We start from the raw sequence: 17,679 nt of genomic DNA on the forward strand, positions 1-17,679 counted from the left end.
CGCACTTGCTTTATACAGCTCACGTTAATAAACGCTCACAATAATTCACACTTTGACAAAGCGCAGACAATGCGGAACAATTACGCCGTTTGTATTAGATAAAACCAATACAACTGCGACTAAAGGAATAATTTAAGGACAACACAATGAGCTTTATCGGCGCCAGTGCAGGCAACGAAGCCCAGAGCGTGCAATACAATGTCGACGCGCAAACTGCCAAATTACGAACCTCAGGTTCTGCTTCTTGGCGGCACAACAATCCAGCCTTACTGCCATTAAATATCAGTGCAAAGCGAAATCAAGCGCTTGGACAAGCCTATCGTATTGCGATATTTCCCGACCGTGCTGCGGGAGAGCAAGCCTTTTTAGAAGAAATCGAAAGAGCCAAATACGGCGATTTTACCTTAGGCCAAATGGTCAATGCGTTTATTCCTGACTACATCATCGACCCACCACAGTGGGATGAACAAAACCAAACGGCTGTTCTACCGCATATTGAGCCAATAACGGGGATGGATGTGAGTCTGCCAATTAGCGACCCACAAGCATTCTTAGACTTGGTAACCCTTAAGCTGGGTTGGCAAGTAGGAACTGAGAGTGATGTTGCCAGAGATTTTGAAGCCGAAGCCAGACAAGCGTCTATCGTGTCAAACGCGAACGTTCTCATTAACGGTAGAACCGCTGTGCATAGCGGCAGCGGCGGTGTGTTAAGCACAGTAGACGTTTGTTTGACTAAGATAGGCAAAGTGGTTGTGCCTATTCCTTATGGTAACATCGCCTGCTCATCAGACGCAGCAAGCGTTGCCAGCTCAGTAAAAATTCAAGGTAACGGTGCGGCCAATATCAAGTCTAACTTTTCAAAAAGTACGGGAGATCAACCCGGTAATAAAAAAGGTATCGCTAGCCGAACATTGGGTAAAAAAGCAGAGTTTCTGCAAGGCAGCTTTGATGTTTACATCGAGGGAAAACCGGCGGTTAGGCAGGGAGATTTAATGGTATCTAATAATAAAAATACGCCCCCTGCACCATTGAGCCAGCCCGGCGGTGCGACTCCTGCAGGCCTTGATGTAGTGCTTGGCGCAGAGCCATTAAACCAAGATGGTACGAATAAGATCAATATAAAAGTGTCGGGTAGTAGCAAACCTAGCGATGAAGAGGTGAAGATAGGATGAGCCACACTTTACCAACCAAAACCAATGCTAACAGTAATTTTAGAGAACTTGTTTTTGAGGGCTATGCAAGCGACAAAGAGGTGGTGTCTTTGATGCTCAAAGACACCTCGGTTGATGGCACAAAAGAAGGCTATTATAAGGTTCCCCTCTACACTTCAAACACGGTAGACCAACAAAGCAGTGATGCCGACATTGAGCTGGTACACATTTATCCATTTTTATACGACACGCCAGAGCAGCAACTACAATCAGCCTCTCCAGTAACCAGCGGATTTATCTATATTTATGTCGATGGCTATTTATGGCGTGAGCTACAAGTTATCGAACCTGAAGACTTTGACGCTCCGGCGCTATTCTCAGATGTGAATTTGTATTGGCAAAAAGGTTTTTTAAGTTGGAAAAAGTCGGCCAGTAAGCCAAACTCACGACCGCAAGGCACGCGTGCAGCAACTTGTAAGCCAACCAGCAGCATTCTCGTCCCGCATAAACTAAATGGCAACGAAGTAAGCGTAGAAATCGCATGGTCTGAAGTACAGTGGTCATGGGAGCAAGTCTTGTTGTTTGGCGGGTTTAATGAACAGGATCCGCGCTTAAATACCGGCACGCCACTCGCTGACGAAGAAAGACATTGCCCTGCCCTAGGAGATGCAGCAGCGCTCAGAGCACAGCGCATGACGAAGCTGGATAACTTAGGGCAATTTGCCACAGGCTTTAACGACCAAGGCAAAGTAGTTAACACCCCGACACTCCATCAAAAACTGCACCTTCCAGAGCGCGATAAAATCGCCCAAGTGCCGATTTTTGACGGGATCCATGTGGCTCGATATTTCATGTCACAAATTCAAGATCTCACCACGGATATTCAGCACTTACTCAACAAGTTATCAGGGTTAGATAGTGCAACCGGTAAAATTGATCTGCAACAACAAGCTAAGTATGAGCTCGCCAGCTTTATGGTGCAGGTTTTTTACCACCAAGCCGATTCGATTTTAGATAAAGACATTGAAATTCAAAGCAGTGGAGAGAAGCTTGTAGAGTCAGATGAAGACGCAGTCGACTTTGCCAATAAATTAAAAGACTGGCGCACTTCTCATTTAGAGGAAGATAAATTCTTTAAGTTTTTGGAAGAAAAGGCCTTCCAAAAACTTGCTCGCCGCATTGCAGAAATCTCTGACGAACTAGTCGAGTTCTTAAACCAAGAATCTCTTAGTGCAGGTTTTACTGAATGCTTCAAAGACTATGCCTACCAATCAGATCTGAGATTCTTTGAAGCATACGACTTGGTCACCGATGTATTTCTCGCGTTAAAGCCTCACCCAGCCGCACCGCTTGCACACCTTAATACAGACAAAGAGTTTTGGCATGAGTTAAGTTCAGGCTATCAGGGGCAAGATTTTATCCTGCAATGTCTGGGTCAACACCCAACAAAACCAGCTAAGCAAATCACCCAATTTTTGTTTCCAAAGCCCACAGGCGACAAACTACACGACTACGAAAAGGCGGAATATGATCGCTTTGCATTGCCTTTAACTAGCGCCAAAATACAAAAGATCCATGATCAAGAAGCCGTTTTGCCACAAGAAGAGAGTGAGCAAATGGGGCGCCGCCTCTCCCAAGTGATTATGGGTTTAGCAGGCAGTTTATTCGAAATTCCAGAGGCCGCTTATAACCTCTCTACACATCCGGGAACGCTTGGGGAGCAAAAGGCCCAAACTCGTGAGGCAATGGATGCAACACAACATGAGATAGCGCAGTCAGAACAAGCCCTTATCAACGCTGAAAGAGAAAAAGCAAAAGCATTTAAAGAGTTACAAGAAAAGCGTGCTGAGTATGAGTATAAGAAGAGTGTGCTTGAAAACTTAACAGAGCAAGAACATGGAATGAGCAGAGCGCAGCTTGATCAACAATTAGAACTGGAACGTGCGCGTCTACGAGAGTTAGAGGCTAAATTTGCTAAAGCAAAAGTTGCCGTCAGTCGTTCTAGAAAACAGGTCAACTCTTATGTGAAGGTAAACAATGCTTGGAAGAAGTATCCGTTTGCAAAGCTCATTGATGCAAAAGCGGACGTGTTGCAACCTTTGATGCGCTTGGTCGATATATCAGCACCTGGGTACTTAGTTGAAGTGGAAATGAGAGTGCAAGATTACCTCAACGGGAATTTTCCTGAAGGGTATATGCCACTTGATCCTCAGTCTCGAAAATTAGCTGCAGAAAAGCAAATTAAAGAACTCAACCAAATTATTCGCGGCAGTAATAAACGCAAAATAGACGTTGGATATAGAGGTTCTAAGCTCAAACTATCGTTAGAAGACGTACTAAATTTAAACAAACGACTTGAATTTCTAACCCAGTCTCTCAATCAAGCGGAAACCATCACAACGATAGAAAGCAAAAACAAAACCATTGCATATTTGATAAAAATTACTGGTGCTGATGTCTCAGCCAAGTCAGCAGAATCAACAGCCCAAGCAATTTATGATACGGCTGTAGAAGAGGCAAAACAGTATGCAACAGAGCTAGATAATCAACATGCAGCACTTAAAAAGTTGTCTGATAGGCTCGCAAATTTACAAAAATGGCAAAATGCGGCTGTTACGGAGTCTGTATCTGGGCAGTCATTAAAGGGAGGAATGGCGGGTATACTCGGTATTGTATATATTTTTGAAGTTGCGAACTTTCGACAAGCCTTTTTGAATTTTGAATTCTCACAAAGAAAATTTGCTGATATTACTGGTGCAATTTTCGACTTAGCGGCTATTCATTTCTCTGCTCTCTCTATGGTCACAGAGATGAAAGTTGGGTTACCTAGCCTGCGCCAATATCAAGAATTTCAACAGTACAAAATGGCGAAAGGAAATCTCAGCGCCGTTCGTAAGTTTGGTCCTGAGTTTGCAAAAAAAGCAAACATCATTACATGGACAGCTAGATTAAACCTTCTAGCATCTGCATATAGTGCCGGGTTGTCAGGTTTTGATGCCTATTACGCGTTTAAGCGCGGTGACTCTGGTGGTGCCGCAGGCCTTAGTATTGCAACTGCAGGCTTTGTCGCGCTAGCAGTTGAAACCGCGCCAACCATACTTGCCACGATTACCAGAGGCGTTATTTTAAACCCCATGAGTAAACTGGGCTATGTAGGACTCATTCTGGTATTACTTGGATATGGTATTTATTATCTATTACGCGATGAACCACTAGAAGCTTGGATTAAAGCATGCCCTTGGGGCAGTGACGCATATGGTGGTGGCGAGCGTGATTGGTTTGGTGACAACCCCTATTACTGCTGGAAGACAAACCCCGAATATGCACTTCATAGTCTCTATGATCAGCTATTTTCTCCAAAAATATTTAGTGACGTATCTGTTGTACAATTACACACTCCCTCTCGGATATATGACAAGGTAACCTCCAAAGGCAAGTTCCAAGTTGCAAAGTTTAATGTGCAAATTCCAGGTCATATTCCAGAATCAGAGCTTGGTTACTTAGACATTCAGCTAGACATTCGCCCACTATTAGCAGGAAAACCTTGGAGCTCGTTAATTGCTGTTGCACCCACGGGACAAGCTCAAACAGCATTGGATTACTTTTGGCAAAATACCAATATCATCGTTAATCCTAATTTAACGGGTTTAATTATTGAATTTGAAGAAAGTGCACTTTATCCCTATTTTGATAAATTCAATCATTCTAAAATTCAAATCAGAATGCGGTGTCGAAAATATCCTAGAGGCAGAGGAGCAACAATATACTCTGGTTCATCTCAAGAGTTAAGGTTACCTGCGTCAGAAAGAGACGAAGAAGGAAAGATAGAAAAGCCAGACCTTTGGGCTGAGCAAGTCATTAACGTCGAAATCGAAGATTATGGCATGAGCCCTGCGGGCGTGTTGCAGCGAATCCTAAATTAACGAAAGGCTACCCATGAGAGACAAGTTAAAATCTAATCAATCAGTTCTTGCTTTTATAGCAATTTTGGTAAAGAAAATTGTTGAAAAGGTGATGGAAACTGAGGGTAAAAAGGAGACGCAAACGTTAACTCCAGCGCCTGTAGATAAGGTAGTGCATGATCGGCCGATAGTAGAAACACCGCTGCTAAAAATAGAGGACTCGACACCACGAGACTTTAAAATTAGCAAAGGGATGCTGAAAGTGAGCCCTACCGTATCTTCTCACGCTCAACCAGTCCAACAAAATAACGTCTTTTCTTCTGATCGGCGAGTAGCGCTTGGTGGTGCCGACTTTTCACGGACTGGTAAATTAGCAAACATTGTATTTGCCTATATGGCATCCATCATCGCGCTCCTTTCAATTATTTTTTATTTCGGTAGTGGTGATAGTTTGTATTTATGGCTCACCACGGGACTACTAGCATTTGCTTTGCCCCTGTTTGTCTATGTTTACCGTGTTAAACACTATACTTCTGAAGTGCTACGGGTCGACTTCTTCCGAAATACAGGCCTTGTCACTTTTCCCATTGGTAATAACGAAGGGAGCTTCTCGTTAACACTTGATGAAGTTGAACTGTATATTGTAAAGCTCTCCTCGGGTAAAGGTGTGATGCATAACTTGGCGTTTTTAGCCCCACTTCGATACCCAAAAACACTTAAGCGCCAGACACTTTATTCAACCGATTGGGAGCCAAAGGATATGGACAGCAGCGTGCGGCTGTGGAGTGAAATTCACCGTTTTATGGATACCACTCAGCCCATACCAAGTTCATTTTATAAGGGTTGGCAAGAAACGATAGAAAGCCCCTACCTTGACCACGAAGACCATATTCAAATATTAGGTGAAGATTTAGTAAAACAAGCCCCCTTTTACGACCTAAAAAATGACCGCCCACTAGATAAAGAGTTTTGGTAATACTCGAATTAATCTCTATAACAAGGAGTTTTTGTGACAATAAAAAAGTTAATTAAGAAATGCGTTGAGCATATTCTAGATGAAGGAACGCCCACTCGTGCAATCACTGATGTGAGTGTGCAAAATCAACATCCCAAATATGGTCAAGCTTATCAACAACAGCCGCAACAAGTAATACGAAATGGACAGCAAGTTACGATAACAAGATCTCAAGTTTCAACAAAGCGAGAGCCCAACCCAGTCGCTGAATTTTTGATTAAAGCCATTGTTATTTTGATAGGCATATTTGCAGTTGGTGCTCTATGTTTTGATGCATATTATTTAAATAAACGAGGCGACAATGCAGCTGTCGGCTTAATGATGGCGGCCGTAGGTGTGATGTATGGGTATCACTTTATTATGGCAAAGCTTAGCGATTACACTCAGCTTGTAAAGACATCCCGTTTTGTAGGATGGGGCTTAAATATAGCAGGTACGTTTTATAGCCTGTTTATCTTTGCTGATTTGCTGTCTGACTTTCGCGGGCACTCAGAGGATCAAGTAGCCCTTATCATGGCTTTCATCAATATCGTTTTTATAGGACTTTTGTTCTTTCTAATGCAAAAGATAAAGCAACCCACAAAGCAAATTGATTAAACTCCTTGAAGTAATAAGCCACCGCTAAAATCGGTGGCTTACTATTTTGAGCCTGTGCGCATTCAGGAAACCTGATTTACTGACTCTTTTGCATTAACTTTAAATAGTTATTGTAAATATGGCTTACTTGCATCGTTGATTTACCTGCACTTATACCATGGCAGCTGAAACAGTTAGCTGGTTTAATTTGTGGCTCGCTGCCAGTGACATCGCTGAAAGTTTGGGTATAAGTTTCCATAGTGATATTGGCAACCGCCAATGAGCCGCGTAACGCCTCGTTGGCTCCCTTACCCACAATATTGCCACTAATGCCATTTGCAAAATCGTAACCTTGCGTGCTCAGCCAGATTGATCCGGAGTAAAAGTAGTTACTCCAAACTGGATTCTTTTGTTCCAGTTTTACATTCACTAAGCTATTTAGTTCGGTAATATTATTGAAGTTAGTTTCATCTTGAGCTTGTTGTGTCTGACTCCCCACCAGTTCAGGGTTATTACCCGCTATATATGGATTGCCGTTTGGCACGCCGTACTGATATAAACGAAACGTGTTGGTCGTAGTTTCAGAAGCTGGATACGTTAAATGTGCATTTTGCACCTCAGTTCCGCCCCGATAAAATAGCAGATCATGACTATTACTCACTACTTTATCTTGCTGTAAGTAAGCCGTGCTTTTCTTAAACTTTCCCTCAGAGCTGTAGTAATCTGGTGCATTCAATTTATGCTCGAACGTCGCCCAAATAAACTCTGGGTGATTTTCAACCACACCGACAACATGCATGCCAACGAGCGCTACTTCTCCCGTACCGCTATATTTATTGTCTTTTTGGTAAACCGCTTTACGAATATAAAAATGCTCAGCTAAATCAAGCTTTGGATAGACTTGCTGCAGCGCTTTGGCATCCATCCAAGCAACCTTTAACTCAACCGACCCCACAGCAAATTCAGCTTTGCTATCTGCTTTAGGGTGGGAGGTTGCTGACTTCATATAAGTATCGTTAACGTGGATCGAATAATGTACGGGCGTCCCACCAAACTTGCTGTAAATAACACCATCTGATCCTGCTTGATTTATATCTTCAAGGATCAACACATTTGCGGGGCGAAGTCCGGTTGGATTTAATAAATCATTCCAAGGGGCAAAATAAGGTTTTAGCGCATTATCAACCTGCCAAAACCCAGAACCAAACATCAACATGCCACCAGGAGCACGCTTGTCAGGCTGCGTTAAATAAAGAAACTTATTCCACGACCACTGATGAAAATCGCAGTTTGTCGAGAGATCTTTACCATCTTTAAATGCAAAGGGACTATTTGCACCTTCAGGAGGGTTTGGCACAGGGCTGCCAAACCAATCGTTATTCGGTTTACAAGAAGTATCGTTCGAGTAAGCAAGCGCACTTGGCACAGCCAGTGTACTTGTAGCAAGCAATAATGACATTCCAAGTAATTGGAGTTTAGTGCGTGTAATTGATGACGGTAGCATGATGCTTTCCTTAAGATGTAAAACTCCTGTTAAATCTAGTTCATCAAAACGGAAGCCATCAATTACACACCATTACATTTAATCTGTATTTCACCCTTTTTAATTGCTTAAAACCGCATGTTTATCGCCTGCTGATCTGTTACTTACTGCGGTGAGCGAAGCTAAAGCTTTGCTCTGGCACCAGCTGACCGCTTAAATTGTTTGGTGTTGAGTAAAACGACACATTTAGCATGTCTTTTTGGTTGTCTAATTCGATATGCGCAAAGCCCCAAGTAAAAGCTTTATTCCAGACTAGGTCGTACTCTGGGTAACGCTTTTCTTGATAGTTGGCAAGCGGTGTATGCGTACCGCGCATTTTTGATGCGGCGCCGCTGATAATAAGTGGTAACTTAGGCTTTGTGTTTCCGGGGAGTACACGTGAGCAGTCGTCCGTTAACAGTTCCAAATCATGCTCATGGCCTGCGATATACGCATCCGCGTACTCACACAGTTCGGGTAAGATTAAGCGGCGTAATACGTGCGCTTCGTCATATTTGGTGCCACCAATCGACCAAAGTACATGGTGTCCATATACAATTTTCCATTTTGCGGTTGAGTTTTTAAGCCCATTTGCAAGCCAAGCCAATTGCCTGTGATCTTCCCCATTTACAGGTTGCTCGTGTTTTTCAATGTCTTCAACTTCGGCTTGTTCGCTTGCCAGTGCACTCGCCAATCCTTGTTCACTACCGTCCGGTTTTAGTGGAATTTCGTAATAATGCTGACCTGAAAGCAACATATTGGTATCGAGCACAAAAAACTCGACGTTATTGCCTTTCTCACCAAAGGTGTAGCTGTAATAACCTTTGCCATCCATATGGAAATTAGCTTGCTTAGCCATCCATTCGGTCTGTAATTTCACGCCGCGACGAGACGTCTTCCAATCGTGGTTGCCTAATGCTGAGTACACAACCAACTCTGGGTTTTGAATAAGTAGCAGCTTTAGCGGCCCTAAAATCAAGTCATCCATACGCTTTTGGTCATCTTTGCCATCGTTAGCCGCCGCTCCATCAGGATAGATATTATCACCAAGCTGAATAGCAAAGTCGCATGGCTTTTTCTCACACAAAGAGGCCATTGCCTGTCCAACCACCAACGCACCGGTTTCCTCCGTTGCGGTTTCGGTTCCCGGATAAATATAGATAGGCGCATGATTAAACTCTTCGAGCGGGCGATGTTCTTCTAACCAATCCGCCTTTTCAGCAGCAATAAATTCAGCCTTATTTTTAGGCGATTTAATGTGCTTTGTTTTTGGATAATCTGGGTGATAGCCGCCATCACCAAAAGCCAGAAAGTTAATATTTTCCGCGGCCTGCGCTGTGCTACTAAGCGCGAATAGTAATGCTATTGATGTTATTTTCATTGTTACCGACACAGTGTTACCACTGCATCCTCCTGCATATAAATAAGGTGGGTGTCCTTTTAATACATCCTATACCTAAGACTCTAGCTCGATATGATGAGTGTCCTTTTAATACACCTTTTAAATAAATATAAGAAATGCTTTTACTAGGACACCCACCTTTACTGCTCTCTTAGAAGGACGTTACCGTTACTCCAAGCTCAAATGAACGACCATAGGTTTCGTATTGGTAGTTGTAACGAGTGTCGCCTTGATAAATGCTCATCGGCTCGTCGGTTAAATTGATCGCGTTGAAATAAAGCTGAGTTTGCTCGGTATAAAAGTATTTCATGCTTAAATCGAGTTGCAGATGGTCGTCTTGTAAAACGCGCTGCTTGTTCTCTTCAAACAAAAAGCTTTTGCTCTTGTACGACGCACTCAACCTTGCGCTTATTTGGCTATTTTCATAACCAAACATTAGGTTGCCCACGGTGTCGGATTGGTTTGGTAGATTGTCATCAGCATCAATAAATGTACCATTCGCTGAGAGCATCAAACCGTTTTGAAAGTTCTTCGTGTACGCAAGCTCCACCCCTGTCAGTTCAGCGGCGCCGCCATTAACGCTTTGAATAACTTCTTTATAGCCTTGCCACTGACCGTTATCTTGCACCTCGGCTTTGGCAATAAAATTATCGATGTTTTTGTGAAAAACGCCTGCAGATAACACGCCAATTGCGCCGGGGTAATATTCTACGGAAAAGTCATAGTTTGTTGACTTGTATGGGTCTAAGTCTGGGTTTCCGACTTCGGCTTTACGCTCAATTTCAACTTCGCCATCATCTTCTGTGGTCTCTGTTTCTATGATTTGAAATGCTGCTGCATCTTCAAAGCTTGGACGCGCAAGAGTCTGTGTGTAGGCAAAACGGGTGATCAGCTTGTCGCTGATTTCATAGCGCAATGTTAAATTTGGTAATAAATGGTCGTAGCTATCTTCAACTTGCCATTGGTTGATCTCGACGCGCTCAACGTCATTCACTTCATCATTAATGAGTTCAACACGATTACCACTCGTTGCATAATCTGTGTCTTCGTATCTAAAGCCTGCAATAACATTGAGTTTATCAATGTCGACCGTCAGCATCGCGTAGAGCGCGGTGACGGTTTCTTCACTGGTGTATGAGCGACCTTGTGTTTCAATGTCAGTTTCAAGCTGGTTTAGCTCAAGGGCACTGCGATTACTGTAGAAGTAGTCGCGGATCAGGCCGCGACTTAAACCCGGACCAAAGGCCCCAAGATCATACTCAGGCTCATTGGCGGCAAAGTCTTTCGCAGTTAGGTCATCAAAGCCGCCATCGTATAGTTTGGCGTCAACGCGGTTAAACTTTTCACGATCAGCATATTTACCACCAAATTTAATTTGCGCATTGTGACCAAGTAAAGTGAAGTCTTTAGTTAAGTCCAGTCTAAAGCTGGTATTTTCATCTTCACTTAGGTTGTTCTCCCATACAATTTCATCGATTTCAAAATTGCTAAGCTGCTGAGAAGCTTCATCCGCTGCAAGCGTGGGTGTCTTACCATCCAGTACATACCCTAGCGCAAAGTCTTCTCCAGCAAATGAGGTATCCAAGCGATTTGGCTCGCTTTCATCTGATTTCGAGTAGCCAATGCTGTATTCAATAAACCAATCCTGCACTAAGTTTTCGCCGCCCAAAACCACAGATAAAATGCTTTGCTCTTCATATCTGTCTTTGGTATCTCTATCCATTTCTGCACCTGAGAAATAGGCCGCATTTTGGCTTAGCTCATCGGCAAATACATCGCCTTTGTCAAACTTGTACTCATTGCGTTGACGAAATTCATCGTCAGAAAACTTGCTGTAGAGCGTGCGTAAGTAGTATTTGTTAAACCCTTTGTGATGTACATCAAGATTCAGTGCCGCCCCTAAACGCTCTCGCGTAATACGATAGTGGCGCTGCTCCATTTCCTCAGCACCAAAGAAGCTCACTTCTTCTCCTGAGTTCACATCGTCCATTTCTAGTTCCATCCAGCCGCCATCGGTTTCCATATTATGAGAACCAAACTCACGCTCAAACCAAGATACCGCCGTTGCAACCCCAACTTCCACCTCTTTACCTGCGGCATAAATATCGGTGAAGCTAAACGACGCTTTTGGGCTGGTCTCGCTCACCTGTTTATTGTGTGACGCTTGTAACGTTACGCTGTAGCTCTGCCCTTCTCGGTCAAAAGCACTGAGGCTTTTTACTTCGATGCTACCGCCCACAGCTGATGCGTCCATATCCGGTGTGACCGTTTTGCTCACCTCTAGGCTTTGCACTAACTCACTTGGGATGACATCCATCGCCACCGAGCGCACGCCCGCTTCAGGAGAAGGCACGTTGGCACCATTGATGGTCACGTTATTTAGATTTGGGTCGATCCCACGAATTGCCACAAATCGGCCTTCACCTTGATCTCGTTGAATAGAAAGTCCTGGCAGACGTTGCAGTGCTTCTGCTGCGTTTTGATCCGGCAACTGACCGATGGAATCCGCGCTGACGATCGATTTAAGTGACAGGGCATTTTTTTGTCGGTTTAGTGCACCTGCTTGTCCAGCTCTTTGCCCTACAACAATAATATCGTCCATTTGGCCCGATTGAGAACCAAGCTGTACTTGAACATCGGTGACTTGGTTATCAGCAATTATGACGCTTTTAGTCACTGTTTCAGCGCCAAGATAACTTATCTCAAGCGTATAATTACCCGCCGGGAGATTGGTTGCCGTAAAGCGGCCATCTCGCTCAGAGATAAGGGTTCTGTCTAATTCTTTGATCACCACTTTTGCTCCTTGAAAGTGGCTCTTTTGCGATGCGGAACTAACTTGCCCTGTTAGGGTGTTAGCATTTGCAGCTGAGCTTAACGTCAGTCCAGCGCAGATCATCGCAACAGCAGAAAGCGTAAAGCTTGTCGGTAGATTTTTTTTCATTATTTGCTCGCACAGGTTGAGTAGGATTTTAGCGCCCCGCTAAAACGTCGCGGCTACCCTAGTGCGAAAACGTGACGCTTTTATTTCACTTGAGTGCGCTGCAGCCTTTAACAGGGCATTTATGCCAGCCGAACTCGTGAATTTGAGCCGATATGACCCCCAGCCCTTAGGACTTTGGCAACGATATTTAACCTGAGCTCTGAATAACAATCGCTTTGCTAGCTGCTGTTATGCAAAAGTGTTGCAGTTTTTGTCATAAAAACATCGCCTTTACTGAGCTAAATTGACCCTATCAGCACCAAGCGCAAATTTTTACTATATCGCTCTACATTTTGACTAGACAACAAATATGAAACTTCAGCCTTTTTTACTTCATCAATCACGGTGGTTGCTACTAGTGCTACTCACACTGGTTGCCATTACCATCACGGCCTATACCTCAGTATTGCGACCACTGTCGGACGTCAATTGGCTCGATAGCATTGGTGAAGGTGGCCTCACACTGATGACACTGATTTGGATTGCGGTGACCTTGCTCACTCGACCAAAAGGACTCGTCACTAACCTACTGTTTGCAGGGTTGAGTGCCATGTATGTTTCTATGCTGTGGGATTTTTTGGATGAGATGGTGGTATTCACGCCCCATTATTTAACCAGTTTTGAAGCGATCCCTGCTTGCTTTGGCATGGTGCTGATGAGTATTTCAGCCTATTACTGGTATAAAGAACAAAGCATATTCAATCAAACCTTAATGAAAAAAGAGCGTTTTTATCGTGACCACAGCATGACCGACTTTGTCACCGGCCTTTACAGCGTAGAGTATATGCAAAATCAAGTTCGCCACGAACAATCCCGCCTTGCCAATGGCAATAGCCCATTTTGCTTAACGCTATTCGATATATGTGATTTTGCCGCTTATTCTCGCCAGCATGGTATGCAAAAAAGTAATCAGTTACTGCGCGATATTGCCGATATGCTCTCTTTGAGCATGCGTGAGAGTGATCTGCTATGTCGTTTTGCAGCGGATAAATTTGTGGTCGTTCACCCACAAACCAATCATGTTCAAGCCCAAGCTTTTGCCAACCGTGCGGCAGAATTTATCGCTCGCCATGCCAACTATGATGACGGTGAAAACCAGCCGCAATATAGTGCAGTGAGATGGAGCTGTATCGAAGTTGATGACAAACACTGTGAATTTGAATCTCTGATAGCAGCGCTTGTGAACGAGCTGAATCAGGCCAAGGAAGCCGCGGCTTAATGTCCTATTTTGAGTGCCAAACAAAACAACTTGCGAGTCGCTATTTTGCACTCCCCTTGGTGGAGCTGGCTTCTCAGCGCGGTGTACATGCAGACATCATTTTGAAAGGCAGTAAGTTGTTTTATACCGATCTGCACGCTAATCCAACCTGCATTAGTTATGAGCAGTTTGAAACAATAGTAAGCAACCTTGTCAGTCAAGCGAGCTGTCAGGAAGTCAGTTTTATTTACGGCCAATACCTACTTAATACGCTAATCAGTCACCATGCCGAGCTGCTATTTAATTGCCACAACATACAGCAATTACTCAAAGTACTTCTGCTTAAAGGGTTGGATATATTACCTTTTTACCACGTTAGAAAACTCCAGACGGAAACAAGCTGCCATTTGCTGTTTTCACCCGCCATTGCAGAAGGTAAGCCTGCGGTCACGCGATTTTTATGCGAAGCAATGGCAAGCCTTTGTTGTGGCTACCTTAAGTGGCGCAGCCCAGAAACCGCCTTGACATTGCAGTTTCCGTATACAAAGCCAAAACAAATCGCGCAATACTTAAGCCATATACATCTAGCTTACAGCTTTGATCACAGTGATTTTGCCGTTGTAATGAGTAACCAAGCTTTAGCTCAGCAACAAATTGGTACGTTCCCTTATTTAGTGGCTCGGCAGTTAAAGGGCTTGCCCTCACCACAGCGTGGGTTTCTCGCCCAGCTGCACCGCTTACAATTAAAATATCCTAAATATCATAGTGAGCAAATCGCTGAAATGATGGGCATGAGTGCTGCAACTTTCAAACGTAAACTCAAGCTACATCAGACTACTTTTATTAACGAAAAAGACAGACTGCATCGTCAACAAGCCATGTTTTACGTGACTGAGCAAGGCTATTCCAATGAACAAATTGCAACCGCTTTACAGTTTAGCGACATTACTAATTTTCGCCGTGCATTTAAGCGCTGGACGGGATTAACGCCTTCCTATTTTCGTAAGATTTAACTTTATCCCCCATTTTTTCTTCTACACTGAAATGGATCTTGCGGTTACTAGGTCTTTTATAACGTGACTACGTTTCGATAATCCCAGAGGCTGCTTACCTTTGCTGTTTTATTTTTGTTCTTCTGAGTGAGTTTTGATCGCGGCGCTCGACTTGCCGCATAGTGGGCTAAGCTAAAGTTGAGCAACAAAGAACGAAGCACACTCAGGTGAACCCGAAGGGCAGCGCTTGATTGCCATTTCTACTGTGTTATCGCCAGACTTACATAGAACAACTATGCTACGCTGGCTCTGCCTTGTATAAATGGCAATCAAACTGCTGCAAAAACAAACTTGAAAGATAAGCAGCCCCTTGGCCGAAGCTAAGCACGTTAATAGATAACAAAGAGGATTAAAAAAATGAAAGCATTAACGGGCGCTGCAATGGCGATAATGGTAGCGGGTTTAGTGGGTTGTAATAGCACAGAAAACAATTCCACAAACGCACAAGCTGCGACAGCTGAAACAGATTTAGTGCATTGTTATGACGTCAATACTTGCGGCGGGCATAACGATTGTAAAACCGCGAGTAATGCCTGCTCAGGACAAGCTTCTTGCAAAGGCACTGGCTTTGTTGCCATGCCGAGTAAAGCGTGCAGTGATGTCGGTGGCAATCAAAAAGACGCATGGGTTGGTAGTGTCGCAAAGGCCGACCTTGTGCACTGCCACGATGTCAACGTTTGCGGAGGCCATAACGATTGTAAAACCGCAAGTAATGCTTGTGCGGGACACGCTTCTTGCAAAGGGACTGGATTTGTCAGCATGCCAGCAAAGGCCTGTGCTGATATTGGTGGCAAAGCGAAAAGCTAATAAGCTTTAACCTCGGCGCGTGTTTATCTATCAAGATTATTATTGCAATAGATAAACACGCACAATGCATTAAAAGAGCGCAATTATGTCAGTACCCTTTCTGGGCTTTGGTCTTGGCCTACGCACGTGTTATTTTGACGCTATTATCGACACCCGACCCCAAGTAGATTGGTTTGAGATTATCTCTGAAAATTACTTTGTCGACGGCGGCAAGCCTTGGTATTACCTCTCGCAGATTAAAGAACACTACCCCATTGTGATGCACGGAGTATCGATGTCGATAGGCAGTACTTCGCCCCTAGATATGAATTACCTTGCGCAACTTAAACGCACCATCGCACGGGTTGAACCCGAATGGGTGTCAGATCACCTCTGCTTTAGCAGCTTAGGCGAGTTTAATAGCCATGATTTATTGCCACTTCCCTACACTGAAGAAGCGCTGATACATCTCACCGCAAGAATCAATCAAGTACAAGATTACCTTGAGCGTCCAATGATCTTTGAAAATGTCTCAAGTTATTTAAACTACAAACAATCTGAACTGACAGAGTGGGCGTTTTTGAGCGAATTGCACCAGCGTACCGGATGCCAGTTATTGCTCGACATCAACAACGTATATGTAAGCTCACGCAATCATCAATTCGACCCAATGACTTACCTTAACGCCATACCAACACAAGCGGTCGCACAAATTCACTTGGCTGGCCACAGCGATTTTGGTACACATATTGTTGATACGCACGACCAACCTATTTGCGAAGAGGTGTGGAGTTTGTATCGCCAATACACTCAAAACCGATCCCCTATTAACACCATGATTGAACGTGATGATAACTTTCCTGAACTCGCGGGATTATTACAAGAGCTGAACTTAGCCAAAGGAATAGCCCCTAGCAGTTGGAGAACATATGGCTGATCTCGCCGCGCTGCAACACGCCTTTATTGCAATGCTAAAAGGCGATGACAGCCAATTAATGGCTGAAATTGAATATCAAAGCGGCCTAAATGTCGCACAACGCGCACAAATATACACTAATGCTTATCACATCAGATTAAAAAAAGTATTAGAACAAGATCATGAAATGCTTGGTTTTTATTTGGGTGATGCCCTGTTTGATGAGATGTTTTCGGGCTATCTAGAGCACTTTCCTTCGCGTTCGACCTCATTGCGTCAGTTTGGCGATGCGCTTCCTGAATATTTAAGCCAATTTGAGCCATTTAAGCTCTACCCTATTCTCACTGAAATCGCACAATTTGAACGTACATTACTCAGTGCATTTGACGCAGAAGATGCGCCTCAATTAGGACTTGTGCACCTACAAAAAATTGCAGCAGCACAATTTCCAAACTTGCAGTTTACTTTTCACCCCAGCGTTCACTTATTGGGATTTACACATAATGCGGTCGACAGCTGGCAAGCGCTAAAGAACAGTACACCGGTCCCTGAAGTGTCGACAAAACCAAACTACTGGATACTCGCCAGAGAGCGCGATATGCGCACTGGGTATCACTCGTTAACGGCAGCCGAATTTGCTTGTCTACAAAGCATGAAGAACGCGCTGCCGTTTAGTTTTGTCTGTGAATACGCAGCTGAGCAAAGTGATGATTTAGCACAAGGCACAGCAATGGTGATGCAGTTACTGCAAAAAGGGCTTAATTTGGGATGGTTTAGTGGCTTTAAAGTTGCTATATAACCGCGATATTCAACAAAGCGGCATGGAAAATGAGGATCAAAGAGAAGTTAAAGCTGTATCAACCAAGTTTAATAATAAGCATGGTTTTCACCTTGATTGGCATTGACCTTGTTAACAATTCAAAAGTCAAAAGTCAAAAACCAAGCTTAAATGTAAAGATAAATTAACAAAAAATCACATACCCTATACTTATTTGGAATTTTTCTAGCCTATTTATTCCTCTTACCCTGTCGCGTTACCCCTCCCTAAAATCAAAATTAACTAATTGTATTTATTTACAATATATAAAGAACAAGCATAAATCTCTCGCTTATTTGGTCAGCTAATCTATGCATTAAAAAACACATTGTAAATTTTTTTTGTATTTTTTGTTTATTTTT

12 protein-coding genes are annotated in these 17,679 nt (G+C 43.6%); 9 read left to right on the forward strand and 3 right to left on the reverse strand.

The genetic code is table 11. The features are described 5' to 3' along the window. Positions 1-146: 146 nt before the first annotated feature. Genes A587_RS0110835 through A587_RS0110850 form a run of 4 tightly spaced genes read left to right on the forward strand, consistent with a single transcriptional unit; the run spans position 147 to position 6,665 of the window. A complete protein-coding gene (locus A587_RS0110835) occupies positions 147-1,172 on the forward strand; it encodes a DUF4150 domain-containing protein (protein WP_017217608.1) in 1,026 nt (341 codons plus the stop codon). Continuing rightward, a complete protein-coding gene (locus A587_RS0110840) occupies positions 1,169-5,074 on the forward strand; it encodes a hypothetical protein (protein ID WP_017217609.1) in 3,906 nt (1,301 codons plus the stop codon). Before A587_RS0110835 ends, A587_RS0110840 begins: the two co-directional genes overlap by 4 nt. A gap of 13 nt (positions 5,075-5,087) precedes the next feature. After that, on the forward strand, positions 5,088-6,029 hold the full coding sequence (locus A587_RS0110845) for a hypothetical protein (protein WP_017217610.1): 942 nt from the start codon (positions 5,088-5,090) through the stop codon (positions 6,027-6,029). 33 nt (positions 6,030-6,062) lie between these two features. Further along, positions 6,063-6,665 (forward strand): hypothetical protein, encoded by a 603-nt coding sequence (locus tag A587_RS0110850; RefSeq protein WP_017217611.1) that lies wholly within the window; start codon positions 6,063-6,065, stop codon positions 6,663-6,665. Positions 6,666-6,741: 76 nt separating this feature from the next. Here A587_RS0110850 and A587_RS0110855 read toward each other — a convergent pair whose 3' ends face one another. The 3 genes from A587_RS0110855 to A587_RS0110865 all read right to left on the reverse strand — a co-directional run bounded on the left by A587_RS0110855 (position 6,742) and on the right by A587_RS0110865 (position 12,509). Then, positions 6,742-8,148: a hypothetical protein gene (locus A587_RS0110855; protein WP_017217612.1), complete on the reverse strand. Its 1,407-nt coding sequence runs from the start codon at positions 8,146-8,148 to the stop codon at positions 6,742-6,744. A 139-nt stretch (positions 8,149-8,287) separates the two neighbouring features. Beyond that, the gene (locus A587_RS0110860) at positions 8,288-9,547 is read right to left on the reverse strand and encodes a metallophosphoesterase (RefSeq protein ID WP_017217613.1); all 1,260 of its coding nucleotides are present in this window, start codon (positions 9,545-9,547) and stop codon (positions 8,288-8,290) included. Positions 9,548-9,719: 172 nt separating this feature from the next. Continuing rightward, complete coding sequence (locus A587_RS0110865) at positions 9,720-12,509, reverse strand: TonB-dependent receptor (RefSeq protein WP_017217614.1); 2,790 nt, start codon at positions 12,507-12,509, stop codon at positions 9,720-9,722. Positions 12,510-12,858: 349 nt separating this feature from the next. On the opposite strand from A587_RS0110865, the gene A587_RS0110870 reads away from it, so the two are divergent. From A587_RS0110870 to A587_RS0110890, 5 genes are all read left to right on the forward strand, one after another. Then, positions 12,859-13,767: a GGDEF domain-containing protein gene (locus tag A587_RS0110870; protein ID WP_017217615.1), complete on the forward strand. Its 909-nt coding sequence runs from the start codon at positions 12,859-12,861 to the stop codon at positions 13,765-13,767. Then, a complete protein-coding gene (locus tag A587_RS0110875) occupies positions 13,767-14,759 on the forward strand; it encodes a helix-turn-helix domain-containing protein (RefSeq protein WP_017217616.1) in 993 nt (330 codons plus the stop codon). Before A587_RS0110870 ends, A587_RS0110875 begins: the two co-directional genes overlap by 1 nt. Before the next feature lie 396 nt (positions 14,760-15,155). Further along, complete coding sequence (bufA2, locus tag A587_RS0110880; protein WP_010369800.1) at positions 15,156-15,605, forward strand: BufA2 family periplasmic bufferin-type metallophore; 450 nt, start codon at positions 15,156-15,158, stop codon at positions 15,603-15,605. Positions 15,606-15,690: 85 nt separating this feature from the next. Next, entirely contained in the window at positions 15,691-16,521 is an 831-nt protein-coding gene (bufB, locus tag A587_RS0110885; RefSeq protein WP_010369803.1) for an MNIO family bufferin maturase, read from the forward strand. Continuing rightward, on the forward strand, positions 16,514-17,299 hold the full coding sequence (locus tag A587_RS0110890; protein WP_017217617.1) for an HvfC/BufC N-terminal domain-containing protein: 786 nt from the start codon (positions 16,514-16,516) through the stop codon (positions 17,297-17,299). The genes bufB and A587_RS0110890 overlap by 8 nt, the downstream gene beginning before the upstream one ends. Positions 17,300-17,679 lie beyond the last annotated feature (380 nt).

It is taken from the genome of Pseudoalteromonas sp. NJ631 (assembly GCF_000276645.1).
Classification (GTDB): Bacteria; Pseudomonadota; Gammaproteobacteria; order Enterobacterales; family Alteromonadaceae; genus Pseudoalteromonas; species Pseudoalteromonas piscicida.

Bases quoted from the DNA above. Each gene is read 5' to 3' on its own strand.
- A587_RS0110835 (WP_017217608.1), top strand. From the start codon at position 147: ATGAGCTTTATCGGCGCCAGTGCAGGCAACGAAGCCCAGAGCGTGCAA.
- A587_RS0110840 (WP_017217609.1), top strand. From the start codon at position 1,169: ATGAGCCACACTTTACCAACCAAAACCAATGCTAACAGTAATTTTAGA.
- A587_RS0110845 (WP_017217610.1), top strand. From the start codon at position 5,088: ATGAGAGACAAGTTAAAATCTAATCAATCAGTTCTTGCTTTTATAGCA.
- A587_RS0110855 (WP_017217612.1), bottom strand. From the start codon at position 8,148: ATGCTACCGTCATCAATTACACGCACTAAACTCCAATTACTTGGAATG.
- A587_RS0110860 (WP_017217613.1), bottom strand. From the start codon at position 9,547: ATGAAAATAACATCAATAGCATTACTATTCGCGCTTAGTAGCACAGCG.
- A587_RS0110865 (WP_017217614.1), bottom strand. From the start codon at position 12,509: ATGAAAAAAAATCTACCGACAAGCTTTACGCTTTCTGCTGTTGCGATG.
- A587_RS0110870 (WP_017217615.1), top strand. From the start codon at position 12,859: ATGAAACTTCAGCCTTTTTTACTTCATCAATCACGGTGGTTGCTACTA.
- A587_RS0110875 (WP_017217616.1), top strand. From the start codon at position 13,767: ATGTCCTATTTTGAGTGCCAAACAAAACAACTTGCGAGTCGCTATTTT.
- bufA2 (WP_010369800.1), top strand. From the start codon at position 15,156: ATGAAAGCATTAACGGGCGCTGCAATGGCGATAATGGTAGCGGGTTTA.
- bufB (WP_010369803.1), top strand. From the start codon at position 15,691: ATGTCAGTACCCTTTCTGGGCTTTGGTCTTGGCCTACGCACGTGTTAT.
- A587_RS0110890 (WP_017217617.1), top strand. From the start codon at position 16,514: ATGGCTGATCTCGCCGCGCTGCAACACGCCTTTATTGCAATGCTAAAA.